The following is a 19,664-nucleotide window of genomic DNA, read 5'->3' as shown; positions in this document are numbered from 1 at the left end:
CGCGCAGCGGCGGTCAAGTCCCCCGCCCCCGCCCCCGCCGGGGGACTCACCGCAACGTCGCGCCCCCGTCCACGTACAACTCCTGCAAGGTCACATGCCGGGCCCGCTCCGAGGCGAGGAACAGCACCGCCTCGGCGACGTCCTGGGGCGCGGCGATCCGGCCGAGGGGAATGCCGGTGCGGTACGTCGCGGGGTCGCCGTCGATGACGCTGCGCGGCACGTCCTGCTGCCCCTCGGGCCACAGCGCCCGCTGCATGGCGGTGTCCGTGGACCCGGGCGCGACGACGTTGCACCGCACCCCGCTGCGGGCGATCTCCAGCCCGAGGCACTTGGTGAACATCGTGGCCGCCGCCTTCGACGCGGCGTACGCGGCCATGCCCGTGCGGGGGATCCCGGCCGCGTTGGAGGCGACGGTGACGATGCAGCCGGAGCCGCGCGCCGTCATGTGGGCGGCGGCGGCACGCGAGGTGTGGAAGACGCCGGTGGTGTTGACGGCGAAGGTCTCGGCCCAGTCGGCGTCGGTCAGTTCGGCGACGGGCGCGGTCCGCAGGATGCCCGCGACGTTCACGAGGAGGTCGAGGGCGCCGTGCTCGCGTACGACGTCGTCGACGAGGGCGGTGACGGCGGCGGAGTCGGTGACGTCCATGACGCGCGGCGTGATGGCACCGGCCGTCCCCCGCGTGCCGCCGGCCGTCCCCGCTGCGGAGGCGACAGTCCCCCGTGCGGAGGTGGCCGCCCCCCGTACAGAGGCGACCCCCCGTACAGAGGCGACCGTCCCCCGTGCGGAGACGCCCGTCCCCCGCGCGGCGGCGGCCAGTTCGTCGATGCCGTGCGCCGAGCGGTCGGTGGCGACGACGTGCGCGCCCCGGGCCGCGAGGGCGGTGGCGACGGCGGCGCCGATGCCCTGGCCCGCGCCGGTCACCAGAGCCGTACGCCCGGCGAACTCGCCGTCGGCGGGCGCCCCGTTCGGTATGTGCTCAGGCATGAGTGAGCGACCTCCCCCTACTTTTTAGGTAAGCCTAACCTAACGTATAACCACTGCCCAGAGGTCGCCACCCTGTCGACATAGTTAGGCTAGCCTCACCTTATGCGCACGCCGACAGCGGGCACCACGCCCCGAGCACCCCAACAGCCCGAAAAGCCGGGCGGGTTGGCCGAAAGGGACCGGGAAAGCGACCCCGAAGCGGACACCGGGAGGGGAGCCCTCGGGCCGACACCAGAGCACCCCGCACCCACCGCGCCACCCCGATCCCGCACCGTCGCCCTCGCCGTCGCCGGATTCACCCTCGCCCTGCTGCTCCTGGTGGCCCTCTCGCTCTGCGTCGGCGCCGGCGAGATCGGACCGGGCGGAGTCCTCGACTACCTCCTGAACCGCGACGGCGCGCGCGACGACGCCCGCCTCGCCCTCGTCGTCGGCGACCTGCGCATCCCCCGCACCCTGACCGCGCTGCTCGTCGGCGGGGCGCTCGGCGTCGCGGGGTGCCTGCTCCAGGCGGTCACCCGCAACCCGCTCGCCGAGACCGGCCTGCTCGGCGTCAACGCCGGTGCCTCACTGGGCGTCGTCGCGGGCATCGCGCTGCTCGGAGTCGATTCCGGTTTCGCCTATCTCGGCTGCGCGTTCGCCGGTGCCGTGGTCGCCAGCGGCCTCGTGCTGCTCATCGCCGGACGCAAGGGCGGCGGCTCTCCCATGCGGCTCGTGCTCGCCGGATCGGCGCTCGGCGCCACCTTCGGCGGCCTCACCAGCGTGATCGTCGTCAACTCCGCGGAGACGTACGACAAGTTCCGCTTCTGGGTGCTCGGGTCCCTCGCGGGCGTCGAGGGTTACGGCGAACTGGGGCGGCTGGCCCCCGTCCTCGCCGCCGGCTTCCTGGTGGCCGTGCTGGTCGCCCGCCCGCTGTCCGCCCTCGCCCTCGGCGACGATCTGGCCCGCGGTCTCGGCCACCGGCCGCCCGTGATCCGTACCGTCGTCGCCGTCGGCGTCACCCTGCTGACGGCCGCCGCTGTCGCGCTCGCCGGCCCCATCTCCTTCCTCGGCCTCCTCGCCGGTTTCCTCGCCCGCGCCCTCGCGGGCACCCGGCTGCCGGCCCGGCTGCTCCTCGCGGGCCTCATCGGCGCCTGCGTCCTGACCGTCTCGGACGTCGCCGCCCGCGTGGTCTCCCGCCCGTACGAGGCGCCGGTGTCCGTCATCGTGGCGCTGATCGGCGCGCCCGTACTGATCCTCATCGTCCGCTCCCGGCAGTTCGGCACGATGGGCATGACGGAACCCGCGACGGAGGAGAGCGCGCCTTCCGGGCGGCGCCGCCTGACTGGCGCTTTGCGGTTCCTCGGACGGGGCGGGGTCCTGCGGGGCCCCGGGCGGGCCAGCGGCCTGCGGCTCCCCGGGCAGGCCGGGTCCCTGCGAACTCCCGAACGGACCGGCGACATCCGGCTCCCCGATCGGCCCGGTGACCTCCGGCGCCCCGAACGGCCGGACGACCTCTGCCTCCCCGATCGGTCGGACGACCTCCGCCTCCCCGAACGGCCCGGCACCCTGCGAACCCCTGGACAGCCCGGCGACCTGCAAATCCCCGGACGGACCGGCGCCCTCCGCCACCCCGAACGGCCCGGCACCCTGCGAACCCCCGAACGACCCGGCACCCTGCGGCCCCCAGAGCAACCCGACACCCGCCCGGTGAAGCAGCGCACCCCCCGCCCCCGCCCCGCCGACACCTACGTCCTGCGGCGCGGCCCCCTCTCCTTCCTCGTCGCCCGCCGCGCCACCCTCGCCGCGCTGCTGCTCGCCGCGCTCCTCCTGGTCGCCGTCGTGTTCTCCGCGTACGCCGGGCAGAGCGAGATGGGCGTCGGCCGCACCTTCCGGGCCGTCCTCGGCCAGGGCGACCACTTCGACGTACTGCTCGTACAGAAGTTCCGGCTCGGCCGCATCGTCGCCGGGCTCGCCGCGGGCGCCGCGCTCGGCCTCGCCGGGTGCCTCACGCAGACCCTCGCCCGCAACCGCCTCGCCACCCCCGAACTCCTCGGCGTCAACGACGGCGCCACCGCCGCCGTCCTCGTCTCCGTCACCTTCAGCGCCTCCGGGTCCTTCGGCGCCTGGTGGGCGGGCCCGATCGGCGCGCTCGTCGCCGTGGTCGTCGTCACGCTGGTCTCCGGCGGGCTCGGCCAGCGCGGCTACCGGGTGCTCGTCGTCGGCCTCGCCATGTCCGCGCTGGCCTCCGCCGCCACCCAGGTCGTCCTCTCCCGGCGCTCCCTCAACTCCGCAAGCTCGCTGTACGTGTGGACCTCCGGCAGCCTCAACGGCCGCGGCTACTCCGTCGCCGTGCCCGTCCTCATCGGCCTCGCCGTCCTCGTCCCGCTCGCCCTCGCCGTCGCCCGCCACCTCGGCGTCCTGCGCTTCGACGACGCCACCGCCGCCTCGCTCGGCTCCCATGCCGGGCGCACCCGCCTGATCTGCCTGCTCCTCGCCGTGGCGCTCGCCGGCCTCGCGGTCGGCGTCTGCGGGCCCGTCGGCTTCGTCGCCCTCGCCTCACCCGTCATCGCCTCCCGCCTCGCGGGCCCGCTGCGGGTGCCGCTGGTCGGCTCGATGCTGACCGGCGCGGTGCTCGTGGTCGTCGCGGACACCCTCGGGCGGATCGCCTTCGACGGATCGGAACTGCCGGTCGGCGTCGTCACGACGGTCCTCGGCGGCCCGTTCCTCCTGTGGGTCCTGCTGGGCCGCTCGGCGGCGACGCGCGTATGACGGACGGCACCGGACGCGCGTACGCAGCCACAGACGCGCGTATGACACCCGCTGACGCGCATACGACAGCAACACCGAACCCGCGTACGACATCCCCGGCCGCGCCCACGGCCACCCCCGACCCGAGAGAGGCCACCCCAGTGCGAAGCCCGCTGCTGCGGACACTCCTGCACGCCGTACGAGCCGAAGTGCCGGGCGCCGAACGGGACTTCTGGAACCGGATCGAGGCCGGCGGCACGCCCCTGGTCGAGGCCGACCCCGCGGGCGACCCGGCGTACCGCCTCGTCACGTTCCTGTGGCGGGACGATCCCGCGCGCCCCGCCACGGATGTCCTCACGCTGCTGCACACCGTCACGGACAAGGACCGGCACGCGGGCGACCTCACCCCGCACCTGATGGAGCGCCTGCCCGGCACGGACGTCTGGGCGCTCAGCCACCGGCTGCGGTCCGACCACCGGGCGTCCTACCAGTTCTACGTCGGTCACGGCCCCCGGCGCGAGACCCTGCGCACCGACCGCGAGGCGTGGCTGCGGGTCCTCGCGGAGGCCGTCCCCGACCCGCTCGACGGCGCCCCGCGCCTGCCCGCCCGCGACGGCCGGCACCCCGCCTCCGTGATGTCCCTGCCCGACGCGCCGCCCCAGCCGTACGTGGGCCGTCGGGCGAGGGCGGCCGGGCGGTCCGCCGAGGCCGAGGTGGACGGCAGACGGGTCACCGTGCACGTGCCGCGGGAGCCGGTCCGGGCGGTGGCCGTACTCCTGGACGGCGAGATGTGGGGCCCGGTGCTCGGCATCGGCGACACGTTCGACGCCCTGCACGCCGACGGGGCCCTGCCCCCCACGGCCGCGCTGCTCGTCCACACGATGGGCCGCCGCATGGAGGACCTGAGCTGCAGCGGCGCCTTCGTGGACTGGCTGGCGGACGTCCTGCTGCCCTGGGCGGCGGACACGTACGGGGCCACGGCGCCCCCCGAGCGCACGGTCATCGCAGGTCAGAGCGCGGGCGGCCTCACGGCGGCGTACGCGGCGCACCGGCGCCCGGACCGCTTCGGCGCCGCGCTCTCCCAGTCGGGCTCGTTCTGGTGGCCCGACGAGAACGCGCCCGACGGCTGCGGCCCGGAATGGCTCACCCGCGCCTATGCCCGCGCCCCGCACCGCCCGGTCCGCCTCCACCTGGAGGTCGGCGCCCAGGAGTGGATGCTCCTCCCGGAGAACCGCCGCCTGCGCAACGTCCTGCGGGCGCGGGGCTACGAGGTGACGTACGAGGAGTTCAACGGAGGCCACGACTACGCGTGCTGGCGCGGAGGCTTGGCGACGGGGCTGACCGTCCTGCTGTCCGACTGACGCCCGCCGCGGAGCCGGAGCGGTCACTGCGCCTGCTCCCCCTCGCCACCGGCGCTGACCGCATGGGCGACGAGGGCCGCGACGGCGGCGGGCTCGCACAGGTCACCCTCGAAGCGCGGGGGCGACACCCAGCAGGTGCCGGGCGGCTTCCTGCGCTCGATGCGCGGTACGCCGAGCCGTGGTCGTCGGCGGGGGGGGCTTCGTGGCGCTGCGAGCGACACCCGCTCTCCTAAAGCGGGTGTCGCAGGTTCGAATCCTGCCGGGGGCACCAGGTCAGCAGGGCTAAGGCCCAGGTCACGGAGCAAGTCTCCGGTCCTGGGCCTTTGTTGTGCGCACTCTGGCTACACCCTCAGACGTCCTCGCTATACCTCGCTATACCTCACTACCGAAGGTCACCGTCCAAATATCGTCCAAGCGATCGTCGCGTTTCCGCAGGTGGCGGCCGGAAAACGCGCTTCTGAAGCCTCAGCGGGCGGGCCCCGCCCAGGGGGTCGACGATGGGCGGGTCACGGCGGGCGTCTGCCGGGGCGTGCACCGCCCGAAGGTGGGCAGCTGAGGGCAATTCATGTGCCACCAGCCGACCGCCCCGCCAGCCGAAAGGGACTCCTTCGGCACGGACGTGCCGGGCCGCTCCTTGGTGATCGGCGCGTCGCAACGCCAGCAGAACCGTGTGGCCTCGGTCATCGGCAGTCCTCTTCGCTGGGCTCGTAGCGCTTCAACAACGACGGCACGCCGCGCAGGGCGCGACACAAGCGGGCCCGCTCCTCGCACTTCCCGGGGCCGCAACCGGGGCAGTCGGCCTGGTGGGCACGAATACGCCCCTCCAGCAGGTACGCGGCCGCTTCCGGACCGTAGATCCAGGTGACCCGACCACTCGGTGGCGCGCTCACAGCTCGGCCTCCTGGGTGATGCTGAGTCCGAAGCCGATGAGGGCCTCGACGGTGGCGGCTTCGCACAGGTCGCCCGGGAACCGCGGGGGCGCCACCCAGTGCGTGCCGGGCGGCTTCACGCGCTCCATCCTCGGTACGCCGAGGTAGGTGTTCGCGCCGAGGCGCGGGGCGACGTCCTGGTACTTCCAGACCTGGCCCGCGCGGTGGGGCTGCATCAGGGCGTAGAAGGTGCCGCCCATCGCCCGACCGTCGAAGAAGACGGGGCCGTTGAGGAACCGGGTGAGGCGTTCGGTGATCTCCAGCGGATCGTACGTGTCCACCGCCGCGAGGACGAGCCGCGCGGGCAGGCGGGCGGCCTCGAACCGCTGGCCGAGCGGCAGCAAGGCCACGCCGGTGTCCGCCCATTCGCGTCGGGCCTGCTCGGGTGCCTGTTGAGCACAGGCGAGCCATGTCGCGATCTGGTCCACGTCTTGTCGCGCGATCATCGGAGCCCTCGCAGTCTGGTGGCTTGCCTCACACCGGTGACCGTAGGGGCCTCTGCCGGGCTCACCCGAGCTGATAGTTCGGGTGGACCACAAGCTCGTCAGCTACATGAGTCCGATCCGCACTGCCAGCTGCTCCGCCTGCCGGGCGTGCATCGCCCGTGCCCGTCGGATCACTGTCAGCACCAGCTGCCGAGCGAGCGGCGTCCGAGCGAGATCCTCAGGGGCGCTGGCCTCCAGCCCGAGGAGGGCCAGCAGCGCGGCCGCATCGTCCCGACGCTGGCTGTGGCAGGCCGCCACCTCCAGGCCGAAGGTGAACTCCCTTTCCAGCGAAGGTAGTCCGCTGACGTCGATGGCATCCGCCGTGTGAAGCGCCTCGCTGGTCTCACCCGCTTCCATCTCGATGGACAGAGCGTGCAGTGCGAGATTCGTCGGCCCGAAAACCGTCCACCCGATGTTGCTGTCGTCGGGCACCGCGCGGGCCGCGGGCCCTGCGTGCTGGACGAGTCGCTCGCGCGCTTCCCACCAGCGACGCCGGCGAGAGGCGCCGACGACAGCCACGAGCTGGAGAGCGCCTCGCATCGCTGTTCGCTCGACCTCTCGCATCCGCGCGTTGACTACGTCTTCTGCCGCCCGCAGCGCGAGTTCCTCAGCCTCTGCCGGTTGGCCAGCAGCGAGCAGGACGTGTCCGAGGTTCCACTGGGCGGCTGCGATGCGCAGTGGGTCATCGGCGTCCTCGGCAGCTCGCATCGCCCGATCTGCCGCGATGGTGGCAAGGTCGACGCGGCCGGTACGGCGCAGGTAGGAGCGGAGCAGGCAGTACAGGTCTGCGGCTGCCCGGAGAGTGCTGCGCCCCTCGACCGGATCGGGTCCGGTTCGAGCGGCACGCGCGGCGTGCTCTACATCGGCGACCAGTTCCGGCAGCGTCTCGGCCGCTTGGGTGAATCGGTCCCCTGCGGTTTGCCAGGAATGCCAGGCGGCCTCGACCCGGCCCCTCAGCTCGGCCGCTGTGGCGGGCGTACGGCTGAGGGCTGGACCGTAGCCGAGGAGCGCACGGCCGACCGCGTCCTCCGCCGTGTCCGTCAGCTCTTCCTCTTCCGGCGGCTGCTCCGACAACAGGGCAGCGGTGGGAACCCCCAACTCCTGAGCCAGCGCGTACAAGATGGGCACCGACGGAACCTTCAGACCGCGCTCGATCTGGGACAGGTAATCGGGAGAAATGCCCACTAGCCCGGCTACCGCGTCTTGCCGTCTCCCTCCGCGGTAATGCCTGATCCGGTCCCCGATGGGAAGGTCTGACGCCACCATGCGCCCGCTCCTTGCTCGCTCTGCCTGAGCGTAGGGTGCCCGCTACGCGGGGACACAGGAATGCAGCGAGAGAGGGGGCGCCGTGACGGAGCTGGTGCTGTGGGACATCGACCATACGCTGATGGCCACGGGCGGCCTGGGGCGTGAACTGTGGGCCCAGGCCTTCGAGGAGGTGACCGGGGTCGAGCTGAGAGAACAGGCGTCCGTCACCGGGTCGACGGAGCGCGTCATCCTGCGGGAGACCGCGCGCCTGCACGACCTCCCCTACAGCGATGAGCTGTTCGAGTCCTTCGCCAGTGCTCTCGGCGGCGCACATGTCCGGCGGGCCGCCGAGTTGCGCGAGCGCGGGCACGCGTTGCCCGGGGCCGCCGCTGTCCTCGCTCGCCTCGCGAAGCAGGGCATGCGGCAGACCGTGGTGACGGGCAATGTGCGCGGGGCCGCCGAGGTGAAGCTCGCGGTCTTCGGCCTTGATGACTACATGCGACTCGACGAGGGGGCTTACGGCGAGGATGGGGAGGAGCGCCCCGAGCTGCTGCGTGCGGCGCTGGCACGATCCTCGATTCGGGCCGAGGCCGCGGTGTTTCTCGGTGATACCCCTGCGGACGTCGCGGCGGGACTGGAGGCGGGTGTGCGGCTGGTCGCCGTAGCCACGGGGAAGAGTTCAGCGGCCGAGCTGCGCGGCGCTGGCGCTGATGCAGTACTGGAAGATCTAGCGGACACAGATCATGTGATCACGGTCATCCGGTCCATGGCTCGTACCTGACGAAAGGGCTCCCTTCCGCCAAAAAGGAGGGAAGACCCGGGGCGGCCGTCAGGCCTAGCGCTCCGCCCCCGTGAACCGGTCCAGGCCCAGGACGGCCAGCAGTTGCAGCTTTTCGTGGGCCTCTGTGCGGGGTGGGGCCGTGAGGACCAGGAGGGTCTGGGACTGGTCCTCGGTGAACAGGGCCTGGCAGTCCAGTTCGATGGGGCCCAGTTCCGGGTGGATCAGTGTCTTGTGGTCCTCGAAGCGCTGGGCGACCTCGTGCCGGTCCCACAGCTCCGCGAACTCCGCGCTCAGCTTCCGCAGGCTCCGCGCGAGGTCGCCGGCCCGGGAGCGCGGGCCGCGCAGCCCGTACGCGGCGCGCAGGCTCGCGACCAGCGCCCGGCTCTGCCGGCCCCGGTCGGCCTCGGGGTAGCGCGACCGCTCCCCGGGGTCGGTGAACCAGCGGTGGATCATGCTGCGGTCGGCTCCCGTGTAGCCCGACGCGTCGCCCAGCAGCGCGGCGGCCATCCTGTTCTGTACGAGCGTCTCGCCCAGCTCGGACAGGATGAGCGCCGGGGTGTCGTCGAGGCGGTCGAGGACCCGCAGCAGCGCCGGCGCGACATGCGGCGCGGACGACGCCGTGGTCGGCGCGTTGTGCCCCGCGACCCGGTACAGGTACCGGCACTCGTCGCCGGTCAGCCGCAGCGCCCGGGCCAGCGACCCCAGCATCTGCTCGCTCGGCTGCGGGCCGCGCCGCTGTTCGAGGCGGGTGTAGTAGTCGGTCGACATCAGGGCGAGGGACGCGACCTCCTCCCGTCGCAGGCCCCGGGTCCGCCGGCGCGCACCGGCGGGGAGCCCGACGTCCTGCGGCTGGAGCTCCTCGCGGCGGCGGCGCAGGAAGTCGGCCAGGGCTGCACGGTCCATGGCCCGAGTATCGCCCGCCGGCCCGGGGCGAGCCAGGGATCGCCGGTCCCCCGATGAGTGGTCCCTGCCCCCGCCGCGGCCGGCTGGCCACAGTGGACCCATGAACATCTCCGGAAACACCGTCTTCATCCCCGGCTCCACCAGCGGCATCGGCCTCGCCCTCGCCCTGGAGCTGAAGGCCAGGGGCAACACCGTGATCGTCGGCGGCCGGCGCGCCGAGGCCCTGGAGCGGATCGCCGCCGAGCACCCCGGCGTCGACACCGTGCGGATCGACACCACGGACCCCGCGAGCATCGCGTCGGCCGCCCGGCAGGTCCTCGCCGACCACCCCGACCTCAACGTCCTCATCACCATGGCCGGCGTGATGCGGGTCGAGGACTGGCACGAGCCCGCGTCCTTCCTCGCCTCTGCCGAGTCCACCGTCACGACGAACGTCCTCGGGCCCATCCGCCTCATCGCCGCGTTCATCGAGCACCTCCGTACGCGGCCGGACGCCACGATCATGACCGTCTCATCGGGCCTCGCCTTCGCGCCGCTGAAGGCGACGCCCAGCTACAACGCCTCCAAGGCCGCGATCCACATGCTCAGCGAGTCGATCCGGCTCCAGCTCGCCGACACCTCGGTGAAGGTCGTGGAACTCGAACCGCCGGCCGTCCGCACCGCCCTCATGCCGGGCCACGAGGACAACGAGTCGGCCATGCCGCTCGACGAGTACATCGCCGAGACGGTCGCCCTCTTGGAGTCCCGGCCCGACGCGAAGGAGATCCAGGTCGAGCGCGTGAAGTTCCTGCGCTACGGCGAGGCCCGCGGCGACTACGACGAGGTCGTCGCCGCGCTCAACAGCACCGACCCGCACGGGAAGTGACGGGTCCGGACCGGCGGCCATGTGAGGGCCGGGCGGAGGGGTAGGGCGGCTTGACCCTGACACCGTGACAACCTCTTGGCTGGGGCGCGGAGGTGGTCCTCATGATCACGAATGACACGGCCATCCTGGGCCGGGCGCTGGAGGACGGCCGCTCGTCCGTGCGGCTGCGGGCCGCGCTGGCGATCGGGACGACGCCCGATCCCCGGTTCGTCGACCGGCTCGTCGAGCGGTGCGCCGTTGAACCCGACTTCTCCGTACGCGAGATGCTCACGTGGGCGCTCACCCGGCATCCGGCGGCCGTGACCGTCCCGGCGTTGATCGGTGAGGTCGGCTCGGAGTGCGCGCAGGCGCGTGCGCAGGCGCTGCACACGCTGTCCAAGATCGGGGACGGGCGCGCGTGGCCGGCCATCACGCGGGCGGTTCTGTGCGACGCCGACGACGAGGTGGCGCGGACCGCCTGGCGGGCGGCCGTCGCACTGGCCCCGGAAGGGGAAGCGGCCGAGCTGGCCGCCGTACTGGTGACACAGCTGGGGCGCGGCGGACGTGAGACCCGGCGCAGTCTCAGCCGGGCGCTCGTGGCGCTCGGCGAGGTGGTCTCGACGCCCCTGCGGGTCGCGGCAAGGGGCGCCGACCCGCACGTACGGGCCCACGCGCTCGCCACGGAACAGTTGCTGCGGGACCCGGAGATGGGATTCGAGTACGCCGTGGAGGAGGCCAAGCGCGTTGTGGCCCTCGGCGGGGAGGAACGGGTCGCCGCCGATGGCCGGCTCGGTGGGGGTGGCTGACTCGGCGGGCAACTCCGTGCGGGCGGCATTCGGCCGGGGGCCGGCTCGGCGGGGGTGAGGTGACCCGCTGGGGCCCCGACTTGGCCCGGGGGTTCGGCCCGGCCGGGGGGCGGCCGTTCGGCGAGAACAGCTGACCTGGTGGGGGCGGCTGCCCCGGTGGGGGCGGCTGCCCCGGTAGGGGCGGCTGCTCCGGTGGGGTGGCCAGCTCTAGGGGTGGTGGCCGACTCACGGGGGGCCGACTCGCCGGGGGGGGGCTGGCTCGCGGGGGGGGCTGGCTCGGCGCGGTGCCGGACTTGGCGGGGATTGGCCCGGCGGGGCAGCTGGCGTGGCGGGGCGTTTGGCCCGCGAGGTGGCGGACTTGGCGGGGGCTCGGCCCAGCGGGGGTGGCTCGGCGCGGTGGCGGACTTGGCGGGGGGGATCGGTCCGGCGGGTGTGGCTGACGAGGCGGGGTCCTTGGCCCGTTGGGTGGCCTGGGGTGGCGGTCCGGACGGAAGGGAGAGGCGGGTCGGGAGAGTGGGCCGGCGGGGGCGGCCGGTTGTGGGTAACGGGGGATACCGTCGGAGGGGGCCGGAGGGGTGTGCGGGGTGCGGGGAGAGAGGGCGTGGGGTGCGGTGTTGATCGGTGAGGTGGCTCGGCGGTCCGGCGTCAGCGCCCGCATGCTCCGGCATTACGAGTCGCTCGGACTCGTGCGGCCCACGGGGCGTACCGTCGGCGGCTACCGGGAGTACTCCGGGGAGGACATCCGGCGGATCTTCCACATCGAGAGCCTGCGGTCGTTGGGGCTCTCGCTGCGGGAGATCGGGCGGGCCCTCGAGGACCCCGGCTTCACGCCCTCGGCGCTCGTCGACGACCTCGTCCAACAGACGCGGGACCGCATCGCGCGGGAGACGGAGCTGCTCACCCGGCTCAGCCGGGTCGGTGCCGCCGGGCCCCACGACTGGGAGGACGTGCTCCACGTCGTCGCGCTGCTCCAGGCATTGGGGTCCAAGAGCGCGGGGAGGCGCCAGCGCGCGGCCCTGTCCTCGGGGCAGCCGGCCGCGGGCCAAGAGGCCCCCGTGGAAGCGCTGGTGGAGGCCGCGCTGCGGGAGGCGGACCCGGTGGTTGCCGGGACCCTGCGGTGGGCCTTGGCGCGTGCGGGCGGCAACGGGTGGGAGCTGCTGGCGGAGGGGCTCGGCTCGGCGGACGCCGACGTACGCAAGCGGGCCGTCCAGAGCCTCGCCGAGATCCCGGACGCCGAGGCGGCCAGGCTGCTGGGAGACGCCCTCGCCCACCCGGACGTCGTGGTCCGCAGATACGCGGCCCTGGCCCTCGGCACACGGCAAGCGGCCGCCCCGCCCCCGCCGCCCACCGGGCCACACCCCGGAACGGCTACGGGCCCTCACGCCGACCCGCCACCCCCCACGCCCACCACCCCTGACCCGTACGCCGACCCCCGTACACACACGCTCACCGACACCGACCCGCGCACCACCCCGCCCACTGCCCCCGACCCGTACGCCGCCCCCCGTACAGACACACTTACCGACACCGACACCGGCCCACGCACCACCCCGCTCCCCGCCACGCCCACCACCCCTGCCCCGCACGCCGACCCACGTACACCCACATTCACCGACACCGACACCGACCCGCGCACCACCCCGCCCAGCGCCCCTGACCCGTACGCCGGCCCCCGTGCACACACGCTCACCGACACCGGCCCGCGCACCACCCCGCCCCCCGCCACTCCCACCAACCCTGACCCGTACGCCGAACCACGCCCCCGCCCCGACCCACGCACCGCCCCTCCCCTCGACCCGCATCCCGATCCGCTCCCCGACCCGCTCGTCGTTCCCCTCGTCGGCACTCTGCTCGACATGGTCGTGGCGGAGGTGAACGACGTGGACGCGGCCGACGTGTTGGGCGTGCTCGCGGGGCGGGGGGCCGAGTGGGCGGAGCGGATCGCCGTCCTGTTCGTCGATCGCCTCGGCCGCGCCGCCGACTCCCCCGGCGCGCGGCGGCGTCTGACGCAGGCGCTCGCGGACATCCCCGGACCCACCGCGTCACGCACCCTCGCCGCGCTGGCGCACGACGAGGACCGCGCGGTTTCCCTCACCGCGACCTACCTCCTCGGCAGGCGCGCCCCGGGGTGACCACCACCCCCTGCCGGGGTGGGGACCGCGAGGCGGCACGGCCGGTCGGAGCCGGGCGAGGTCGCCGCGCGGCCGGATTCGCCTGCGTTCCGTTCCCTTCGGGCTCGCGCCCCACAGCCCTGAGGGGCGGATGCTGGGCGCCCTCCCCGAGGCAACCGCCCAGGATCCCTTACGGAAGCGATTCCGTGACGCAGATCACGCCAATGTGCTGCCCGCAGGCGATGAGTAACGGTCCTGTCCGGCGTCTTACCCATGACCGCACCCACCGCCAGAAAGGAACCGCCGTGAGCGACGCCGCAGTGAAGGGCCCCGCCAGCTACTTCCCCTCGATCGAGAAGAAGTACGGGCGGCCCGTCGAGGAGTGGAAGCAGCTGGTGCGGGACTCGCCGCTGACCCGGCACATGGAGCTGGTGGCCTGGCTCAAGACCGAGCACGGCATCGGCCACGGCCACGCCAACGCCCTCGTCGCCCACACCCTCGCCGAGGCACGGGAGGCGTGAGGGGGGCATCGGCCGGTCCGGGCGGTTTGGCGGTGCGGGTACGGGTACCCGCACCGCCACGCGCAGGGGGCGCCCGGGAGTGTCCTGCGCCAGGCTCTCCTCGTTGGAAAAGCAGCGTGGAGAGCTGCCTCTCCTGCCGTCGGCCGCACCGCGACCGCCGGTTCCGCTGACGCCGTCGGCCCCGAAGACGCCGCCGGCCCCACAAGTCCACAGGCCACAGGCGCCGCCCTACACACAACCGCCGCCCCACACACAAGCGCCGCTCCAAGCACAAGCGCCGCCGCGCGGACGCGCCGCCTACGCCGTAGGCCCCGCGCACTCCGACGTCGACCGGGCGCGGGCCAAGCTCTCGTCCAGCGCCTTGCGGACGTCTTCGGGCAGGTCACCGGCGCAGCCCCAGGCCACGATCAGGTCCGCCACCCGGCTCAGTTTGATGTTGGTGTGCTGCGAGGTCTCCCGCAGCACCGTCCACCCCTGGTCCGGGGTCAGCCGGCCCATCGCGACGACGATGCCGATCGCCTGGTCGATCGTGGCGTGGGACTCCACCGCCTGCTCCAGCTGGCTGACCTTGCGTTGCAGCGCGATGACCTTCTCGCCCTGCGCCGCCGCGTCCCGCGCCACCGCGTCCTGCGGCTCGACCGGTGGTCGTCGCTCCGGATCTCTGTCTGATGACGTCACATCGCCTCCGGGGGTAGCAGCCAGCGCCAGAATGCCACGGCGTATTCGTCGGAGCCTATGCTTCCCGCCGGGCGGGCGTCCCGGCCGCCCCATCACCGGGACCACCGGGACCACGGGGAGCGGGGGACGGCATGCGCGCCACGGGCACCACGGCAGGACCGACACCGCCCACGGCCTCCCGATCGCCCCTGCGCGTGCCCGCGTTCCGCCGTTTCCTGCTCGCCCAGCTCGTCTCCGCCACGGGCTCCGCGATGGCACCGCTCGCCCTCGCGTACGCGGTGATCGGCGCGGGCGGCGGGGCCGGAGCGCTCGGTGTCGTGCTCGCCGCGAACACCGTGCCCACCGTGGTCTTCCTGCTCGCCGGCGGCGTCCTCGCCGACCGGGTCTCGCGCAGCCGGCTGCTGTGCGGCGGCAACCTCCTCGCGGCGGCCGCGCAGGGCGTACTGGCCCTGCTGGTGGCCACCGGGCACGCGGACACGGCCCGGATCGCGGCCTGCGGCTTCGTCTCCGGTGTCGCGGTGGCCCTGACCGCGCCCGCCGCGCAGGGCGTCCTCACGCGGCTCGTCGCGCCCGGGCAGCTCCAGCGGGCCAACGCCCTGCTGCGGCTGCCCACCAACGCCGTCAAGGTGGTGGGGCCGGTCGCCGGCGGTCTGCTCGTCGCCGTCGGCGGCCCGGCGTGGGCGCTCGGTCTCGACGCGCTCACCTTCGTCGCCGCCGCCCTGCTGCTGCTCGGGCTGCGGCTCGGCGCCCCCGCCGTCCGCGGCGGCGCCCTCGCGGATCTGCGGGCGGGCTGGACGGGGTTCTGGTCGCGGACGTGGCTGTGGACGTACACGGCCGCCGGGACCGTCCTGGTCGCCGCCTTTCTCGCGGGCTACCAGCTGCTGGGCCCGGTGGTCGCCGAGGAGCACTACGCGGGCGCCCGCACCTGGGGACTGGTCCAGGGCGCGTTCTCCTTCGGGCTGCTCGCGGGCGCGCTCGTGTGCCTGCGGTGGAAGCCGCGCCGGCTGCTCGTCGTGGCGGTGACGGCCAGTTCGGGGCTCGCGCTGCCCCTCGTGGCCCTGGCGGCCGACCTGGCGCCGTCCTGGCTGCTGCTGTGCGCCGCGCTCGCCGGCGTGTGCCTGGACGTCGCGGGCGTCACCTGGGTCACGGCCTTCCAACAGCAGGTGCCCGATGAGGAGTTGGGGCGGATGAGCGCCTTCAACCAGGTCGGCGAGCGGCTCGCCGTCCCCGTCGGCTACCTTGTCGTCGCGCTGTTCTCGCACGCGTTCAGCGACCGGTCCGTGCTCGTGGTGTGCGCGGCGATCATCGTGGCGGCCACCGCCCTCAACCTGTGCGTACGCGACATCCACCGCGTCCGGCGACTCAACGGCCCCCTTACAGACGGCAGTTGATGCTCCCGCACTATCCCCGAATGGCATCGGGGCAGTGCGTCCCGCGCTCCCGATACTCGTCCCGACCGGAGGCCGCACCCGCAGGCCTCCATCCCGGAAGGGACACACCCCACATGAACAGAACCAGAGTCCTCGCGGCCCTCGGCACCGCGGCCCTCGTGGCCGGCCTGACCGCCCCCACGGCGTTCGCGGCCCCGGCCCCGGCCGCCGACCAGGCCCCCTCCGCGTTCCGGACATCGTCGTACGCCCCCTCCTCGCACGGCGGCGAGAGCCAGGCCGCCAACCGGCAGTTCTTCGAAGCCGTCATGAAGTCGGCGCTGAAGAAGCAGGCGGCGAGGCCCGGCATCCAGGCCGTCACCGTCACCTACAGCACGCGCCGGGCGCCCAGCTTCCGCGGCCAGATAGCGCAGAGCACCCAGATCTGGAACTCCTCCGTGAACAACGTGAAGCTCCAGGAAGCCGGCAGCGGCACGGACTTCGAGTACCGCGAGGGCAACGACCCACGAGGCTCCTACGCCTCCACCGACGGGCGGGGGCACGGCTACATCTTCCTGGACTACCGGCAGAACCAGCAGTACAACTCCGTGCGCGTGACCGCGCACGAGACGGGCCACGTCCTCGGGCTGCCCGACCACTACTCGGGCCCGTGCAGCGAGCTGATGTCGGGCGGCGGCCCCGGGACGTCCTGCACCAACCCGCGGCCCAACGCCCAGGAACGCCAGCGGGTCGACAGCATCTGGGCGCTGGGCGTCGCCGTCCTCAAGGACGAGGGCGAGCTGACGAAGATCCGCTGACCACCGGCCCGCCGGTCCGCAGAGCCGTTGATCCGCCGAGCCGCCGCCCCGCCGGGAATCGGCTGATTCGCGACCCCGGCGGGCCCGTCGATCCGTGAGAAGTGCGGAATCCGGGCCAACCCGGCCGCGCGTGGCGCACTCTCCCACGACATGGGGTCTCATGCTCAAGGGAAAAAGACGCGCCGCCGCGGCCGGAACACCCCCGGCCCCGGCGCCGACGCCGGTCCGGCCCGTCGGCGCCTGGTGGACTATCCACGCTCCGGCCGCGCGGGCGCCCGCCGCTGGCTGCCCTCCTGGCGTCAACTGCTGGCCACGAGCGCCCTGTTCGTGCTCGCCGTCGCCGCGCTCTTCACGTGCGTGTACGTCAGCGTGGACATCCCCGACGAGAACGCGGCGGCCCGCCGCGAGGCCAACGTCTACTACTGGGCCGACGGCACCCAGCTGGCGACCACCGGCGAGATCAACCGGCAACTGGTGGAGCTGGACCAGATCGCCCCCTCGGCCGTGCACGCCGTGATCGCCGCCGAGAACGAGACGTTCTACGAGGACTCCGGGGTCTCCCCCAGCGGCCTGGCCCGGGCCGTCGTCAGCGTGGTCGGCGGCGGCGAGACCCAGGGCGGCTCCACCATCACCCAGCAGTACGTGAAGAACACCTACCTCTCGCAGGACCAGACGGTCACGCGCAAGGTCAAGGAGTTCGTGATCGCGCTGAAGGTGGACCGCAAGAAGAGCAAGGCCGAGATCCTCAAGGGCTACCTCAACACCAGTTGGTTCGGGCGCGGCGCCTACGGCATCGAGGCCGCCGCCCACGCCTACTACGGCATCCCGGCCAAGCAGCTGAACCCCAGCCAGGGGGCCCTGCTCGCCGCGCTGCTGAAGGGCGCGGAGCTGTACGACCCGGCGGGCGGCGCGGCCAACCACCGGCGGGCGACGGAACGCTGGGCGTGGATCCTGGACCGGCAGGTCGACACCGGGCTGCTCACGAAGAAGGAACGGGCGAAGTACCGCGTCTTCCCCGAACCACGCAAGCAGTCGCGCTCCACCGGCCTCGGCGGCCAGAACGGCTACCTCGTCGACATCGCCAACAAATACGTCCGGCAGCGAACCGGACTCACCGACGAGGAGCTGGCCCGCGGCGGCCACCGCATCCACACCACCTTCGACAAGGACAAGGTTCGCCGCCTGGAACGCGCCGTGCGCCGGGTCGTGGAGCGTGACCTCGCGCCGAAGACCCGCGCCGCCGACCGGTACGTGCAGGTCGGCGCCGCGTCCGTGCGGCCGTCCGACGGGGCGGTGGTGGCGCTGTACGGCGGTCCCGACGCCACCGAACACTTCAGCAACAACGCGGACACCTCAGGCGTCCCGGCCGGTTCGGCGTTCAAGCCGTTCGTGCTGGCCGCCGCGCTCCAGCACGGGGTGGGCGGGTCCGGGCAGTCCGCCGGCGACCTGGCCGACAGCCGGTACGGCCCCGACGGCGCCCTGCGTCCCTCCCGGGGCCGGCGCGACCCCGACCACCCCACCCTCGGCAGGGCCCTGCTCTTCGGGGGCAACGCGACCTACGTACGCCTCGGCGAGGACGTCGGCCTGGCGCAGGTGCGGCGGACGGCACTCGACGCGGGACTGCTGCGGCAGAGCATGGCCCCGCTGGAGCCGACCTTCGCCGTCGGCACGTCCACGCCCAGCGCCATCCGGATGGCCACCGCGTACGGCACCTTCGCCAACGGCGGGCTGCGGCACGCCCCGTACTCGGTGACCAAGGTCGTCAAGGACGGCGCCGCGCTGCCCGGTCTGGGGCGGCCGGGGCCGGGCCGCGCGATGGACGCGGGGGTGGCCGCGGAGGTCACCGGCGCCCTGCGCGCGGGTGCCGAGGGGCTCGGGCCGGGGGTCGCGGCGGGCCGTACGGGCGACCAGGACCGGCTGCGGACGGCGTGGTTCGCCGGCTACACGAAGGACCTCTCGACCGCGGTGACCGTGTTCCGCGTCCGCCCCGGGCAGCCGGCGCTGCTGCCGATGTCGGGCGTCGGCGGGGCCAAGGAGCGGCGCGGCAACCAGCTGCCGCCCCGGATCTGGCAGGCGTACGCGGGCGGCGGCTGACCGTCCGGGCATCCGCCGTTGACCTTGCCCCAGGGGCAGACTCCAGAGTCTGCGGCATCGGGCCGACCGGCCCGGTGACGGAGGATGGCACCGTGACCGCGCACCCAGAGGACGAACTGCTCTCCATCGGCGTGTTCGCCGCCCGCGCCCGGCTCTCACCCAAGGCGCTGCGGCTGTACGACCGGCTCGGACTGCTGGCACCGGCACACGTCGACGACGCCAGCGGCTACCGCTACTACCGGGCCGGCCAGATCGAGCACGCCCGCACCGTCGCGCTGCTGCGCCGGCTCGACATGCCGCTGGCCGGCATCGCGGAGACGGTGCGGCTGGACGGGGAGCGGGCGGCGCACGCGCTCGACGCCTACTGGGACGCGGTCGAGGAACGCTTCGCCGTGCAGCGCACGCTCGCCCGGTACCTCCGTGGACGACTTTCGGGAAGGAACGCCGAGTTGTACGCGACATTCGAAGTGAGGACCGTGGACGTGGCCGAGACCCACGTCCTGAGCGAGACCCGGCATGTGAGCGCCGGGGAGCTGCCCGCCTGGATCGCCGCGTCCGCGGAGCGGCTGGAGCGGGCGGCCAGGGAGGAGTGCGGCGGCATGCCCGCCCCGCACTACGTCGTCTACCACGCGGAGGTGAGCGAGGAGAGCGACGGGCCCGCCGAGTCCTGCGTGCCGGTCCGGGACGCCGAGGCGGCCCGGGCCTGGGCGGCGGCACAGGGGCGCGCGGCGGGTGTCACCGTGCGGGTCGAGCCCGCGCACCGGCTCGCCCGCACCAGGATCACCAAGGCGCAGGTCGCCTATCCGCAGATCATCGCCGCCTTCGACGCGGTGGAGGCCTGGGCCGCCGAGCAGGGCCTGACCCTGAGCGGGCCGTGCCGCGAGGTGTACTTCGCCGACTGGGACGCCAGCGGTCCCGAGGACGAGGTGTGCGACGTGGCGTTCCCGGTCTCCGCCCGGTAGGCGCTTCCCCTCCCCGGCGCCGGGGAGGCGGCGCTCGGTCCCGG

Annotated in this window: 16 protein-coding genes, 1 tRNA gene and 1 pseudogene; 12 read left to right on the top strand and 6 right to left on the bottom strand. The window is 73.7% G+C overall.

Going from position 1 to position 19,664, the window contains the following annotated elements; all coding sequences use genetic code 11:
- Nucleotides 1-46: 46 nt before the first annotated feature.
- The gene (gene dhbA / locus ACZ516_RS16970) at nucleotides 47-985 is read right to left on the bottom strand and encodes a 2,3-dihydro-2,3-dihydroxybenzoate dehydrogenase (protein WP_469010813.1); all 939 of its coding nucleotides are present in this window, start codon (nucleotides 983-985) and stop codon (nucleotides 47-49) included.
- A gap of 102 nt (nucleotides 986-1,087) precedes the next feature.
- Between dhbA and fhuB the strand changes: the two genes are divergently transcribed.
- On the top strand, nucleotides 1,088-3,733 hold the full coding sequence (gene fhuB, locus ACZ516_RS16965) for a Fe(3+)-hydroxamate ABC transporter permease FhuB (protein WP_469010812.1): 2,646 nt from the start codon (nucleotides 1,088-1,090) through the stop codon (nucleotides 3,731-3,733).
- Nucleotides 3,734-3,774: 41 nt separating this feature from the next.
- Nucleotides 3,775-5,073: an enterochelin esterase gene (gene fes, locus ACZ516_RS16960; RefSeq protein WP_469010810.1), complete on the top strand. Its 1,299-nt coding sequence runs from the start codon at nucleotides 3,775-3,777 to the stop codon at nucleotides 5,071-5,073.
- A gap of 23 nt (nucleotides 5,074-5,096) precedes the next feature.
- Here the strand turns inward: fes and ACZ516_RS16955 are convergent, their stop codons facing one another.
- Complete coding sequence (locus tag ACZ516_RS16955; RefSeq protein ID WP_469010809.1) at nucleotides 5,097-5,294, bottom strand: hypothetical protein; 198 nt, start codon at nucleotides 5,292-5,294, stop codon at nucleotides 5,097-5,099.
- Between ACZ516_RS16955 and ACZ516_RS16950 the strand changes: the two genes are divergently transcribed.
- Nucleotides 5,270-5,344 (top strand) — tRNA-Arg (locus ACZ516_RS16950). The genes ACZ516_RS16955 and ACZ516_RS16950 overlap by 25 nt on opposite strands.
- Before the next feature lie 615 nt (nucleotides 5,345-5,959).
- Here the strand turns inward: ACZ516_RS16950 and ACZ516_RS16945 are convergent.
- Both ACZ516_RS16945 and ACZ516_RS16940 read right to left on the bottom strand, forming a co-directional pair.
- A complete protein-coding gene (locus tag ACZ516_RS16945) occupies nucleotides 5,960-6,448 on the bottom strand; it encodes a hypothetical protein (protein WP_469010807.1) in 489 nt (162 codons plus the stop codon).
- 102 nt (nucleotides 6,449-6,550) lie between these two features.
- Nucleotides 6,551-7,753 carry a helix-turn-helix domain-containing protein gene (locus ACZ516_RS16940; RefSeq protein WP_469010806.1) on the bottom strand — a complete coding sequence of 401 codons (1,203 nt, stop codon included), beginning with the start codon at nucleotides 7,751-7,753 and terminating at the stop codon, nucleotides 6,551-6,553.
- A gap of 82 nt (nucleotides 7,754-7,835) precedes the next feature.
- Here ACZ516_RS16940 and ACZ516_RS16935 point away from each other — a divergent pair, with 82 nt between their 5' ends.
- The gene (locus ACZ516_RS16935; protein WP_469010804.1) at nucleotides 7,836-8,516 is read left to right on the top strand and encodes an HAD family hydrolase; all 681 of its coding nucleotides are present in this window, start codon (nucleotides 7,836-7,838) and stop codon (nucleotides 8,514-8,516) included.
- Nucleotides 8,517-8,570: 54 nt separating this feature from the next.
- Here ACZ516_RS16935 and ACZ516_RS16930 read toward each other — a convergent pair whose 3' ends face one another.
- On the bottom strand, nucleotides 8,571-9,419 hold the full coding sequence (locus ACZ516_RS16930; RefSeq protein ID WP_469010802.1) for a helix-turn-helix transcriptional regulator: 849 nt from the start codon (nucleotides 9,417-9,419) through the stop codon (nucleotides 8,571-8,573).
- Between the two features lie 100 nt (nucleotides 9,420-9,519).
- Here ACZ516_RS16930 and ACZ516_RS16925 point away from each other — a divergent pair, with 100 nt between their 5' ends.
- The 4 genes and pseudogenes from ACZ516_RS16925 (at nucleotide 9,520) to ACZ516_RS16910 (ending at nucleotide 13,701) form a co-directional block, all read left to right on the top strand.
- Nucleotides 9,520-10,284: an SDR family oxidoreductase gene (locus ACZ516_RS16925; RefSeq protein ID WP_358584862.1), complete on the top strand. Its 765-nt coding sequence runs from the start codon at nucleotides 9,520-9,522 to the stop codon at nucleotides 10,282-10,284.
- A gap of 101 nt (nucleotides 10,285-10,385) precedes the next feature.
- A complete protein-coding gene (locus ACZ516_RS16920) occupies nucleotides 10,386-11,069 on the top strand; it encodes a HEAT repeat domain-containing protein (protein ID WP_469010800.1) in 684 nt (227 codons plus the stop codon).
- 611 nt (nucleotides 11,070-11,680) lie between these two features.
- Nucleotides 11,681-12,409: pseudogene (locus tag ACZ516_RS16915) on the top strand (MerR family transcriptional regulator); the annotation flags it as partial.
- A gap of 1,076 nt (nucleotides 12,410-13,485) precedes the next feature.
- A complete protein-coding gene (locus ACZ516_RS16910; RefSeq protein ID WP_358584856.1) occupies nucleotides 13,486-13,701 on the top strand; it encodes a DUF4287 domain-containing protein in 216 nt (71 codons plus the stop codon).
- A 297-nt stretch (nucleotides 13,702-13,998) separates the two neighbouring features.
- Here the strand turns inward: ACZ516_RS16910 and ACZ516_RS16905 are convergent, their stop codons facing one another.
- Nucleotides 13,999-14,379, bottom strand: coding sequence for an ANTAR domain-containing protein (locus tag ACZ516_RS16905; RefSeq protein WP_358589573.1), 381 nt, complete (start codon nucleotides 14,377-14,379; stop codon nucleotides 13,999-14,001).
- A 131-nt stretch (nucleotides 14,380-14,510) separates the two neighbouring features.
- Here ACZ516_RS16905 and ACZ516_RS16900 point away from each other — a divergent pair, with 131 nt between their 5' ends.
- The 4 genes from ACZ516_RS16900 to ACZ516_RS16885 all read left to right on the top strand — a co-directional run bounded on the left by ACZ516_RS16900 (nucleotide 14,511) and on the right by ACZ516_RS16885 (nucleotide 19,620).
- On the top strand, nucleotides 14,511-15,770 hold the full coding sequence (locus tag ACZ516_RS16900; RefSeq protein ID WP_469010798.1) for an MFS transporter: 1,260 nt from the start codon (nucleotides 14,511-14,513) through the stop codon (nucleotides 15,768-15,770).
- A 113-nt stretch (nucleotides 15,771-15,883) separates the two neighbouring features.
- On the top strand, nucleotides 15,884-16,564 hold the full coding sequence (gene snpA / locus ACZ516_RS16895) for a snapalysin (protein WP_469010796.1): 681 nt from the start codon (nucleotides 15,884-15,886) through the stop codon (nucleotides 16,562-16,564).
- 150 nt (nucleotides 16,565-16,714) lie between these two features.
- Entirely contained in the window at nucleotides 16,715-18,658 is a 1,944-nt protein-coding gene (locus ACZ516_RS16890; protein WP_469010795.1) for a transglycosylase domain-containing protein, read from the top strand.
- Between the two features lie 74 nt (nucleotides 18,659-18,732).
- Nucleotides 18,733-19,620 carry a MerR family transcriptional regulator gene (locus ACZ516_RS16885; protein WP_469010793.1) on the top strand — a complete coding sequence of 296 codons (888 nt, stop codon included), beginning with the start codon at nucleotides 18,733-18,735 and terminating at the stop codon, nucleotides 19,618-19,620.
- Nucleotides 19,621-19,664: the final 44 nt, after the last annotated feature.

The organism is Streptomyces sp. NPDC034037, assembly GCF_055575715.1.
This window is presented reverse-complemented; position numbering and strand designations above follow the sequence as displayed.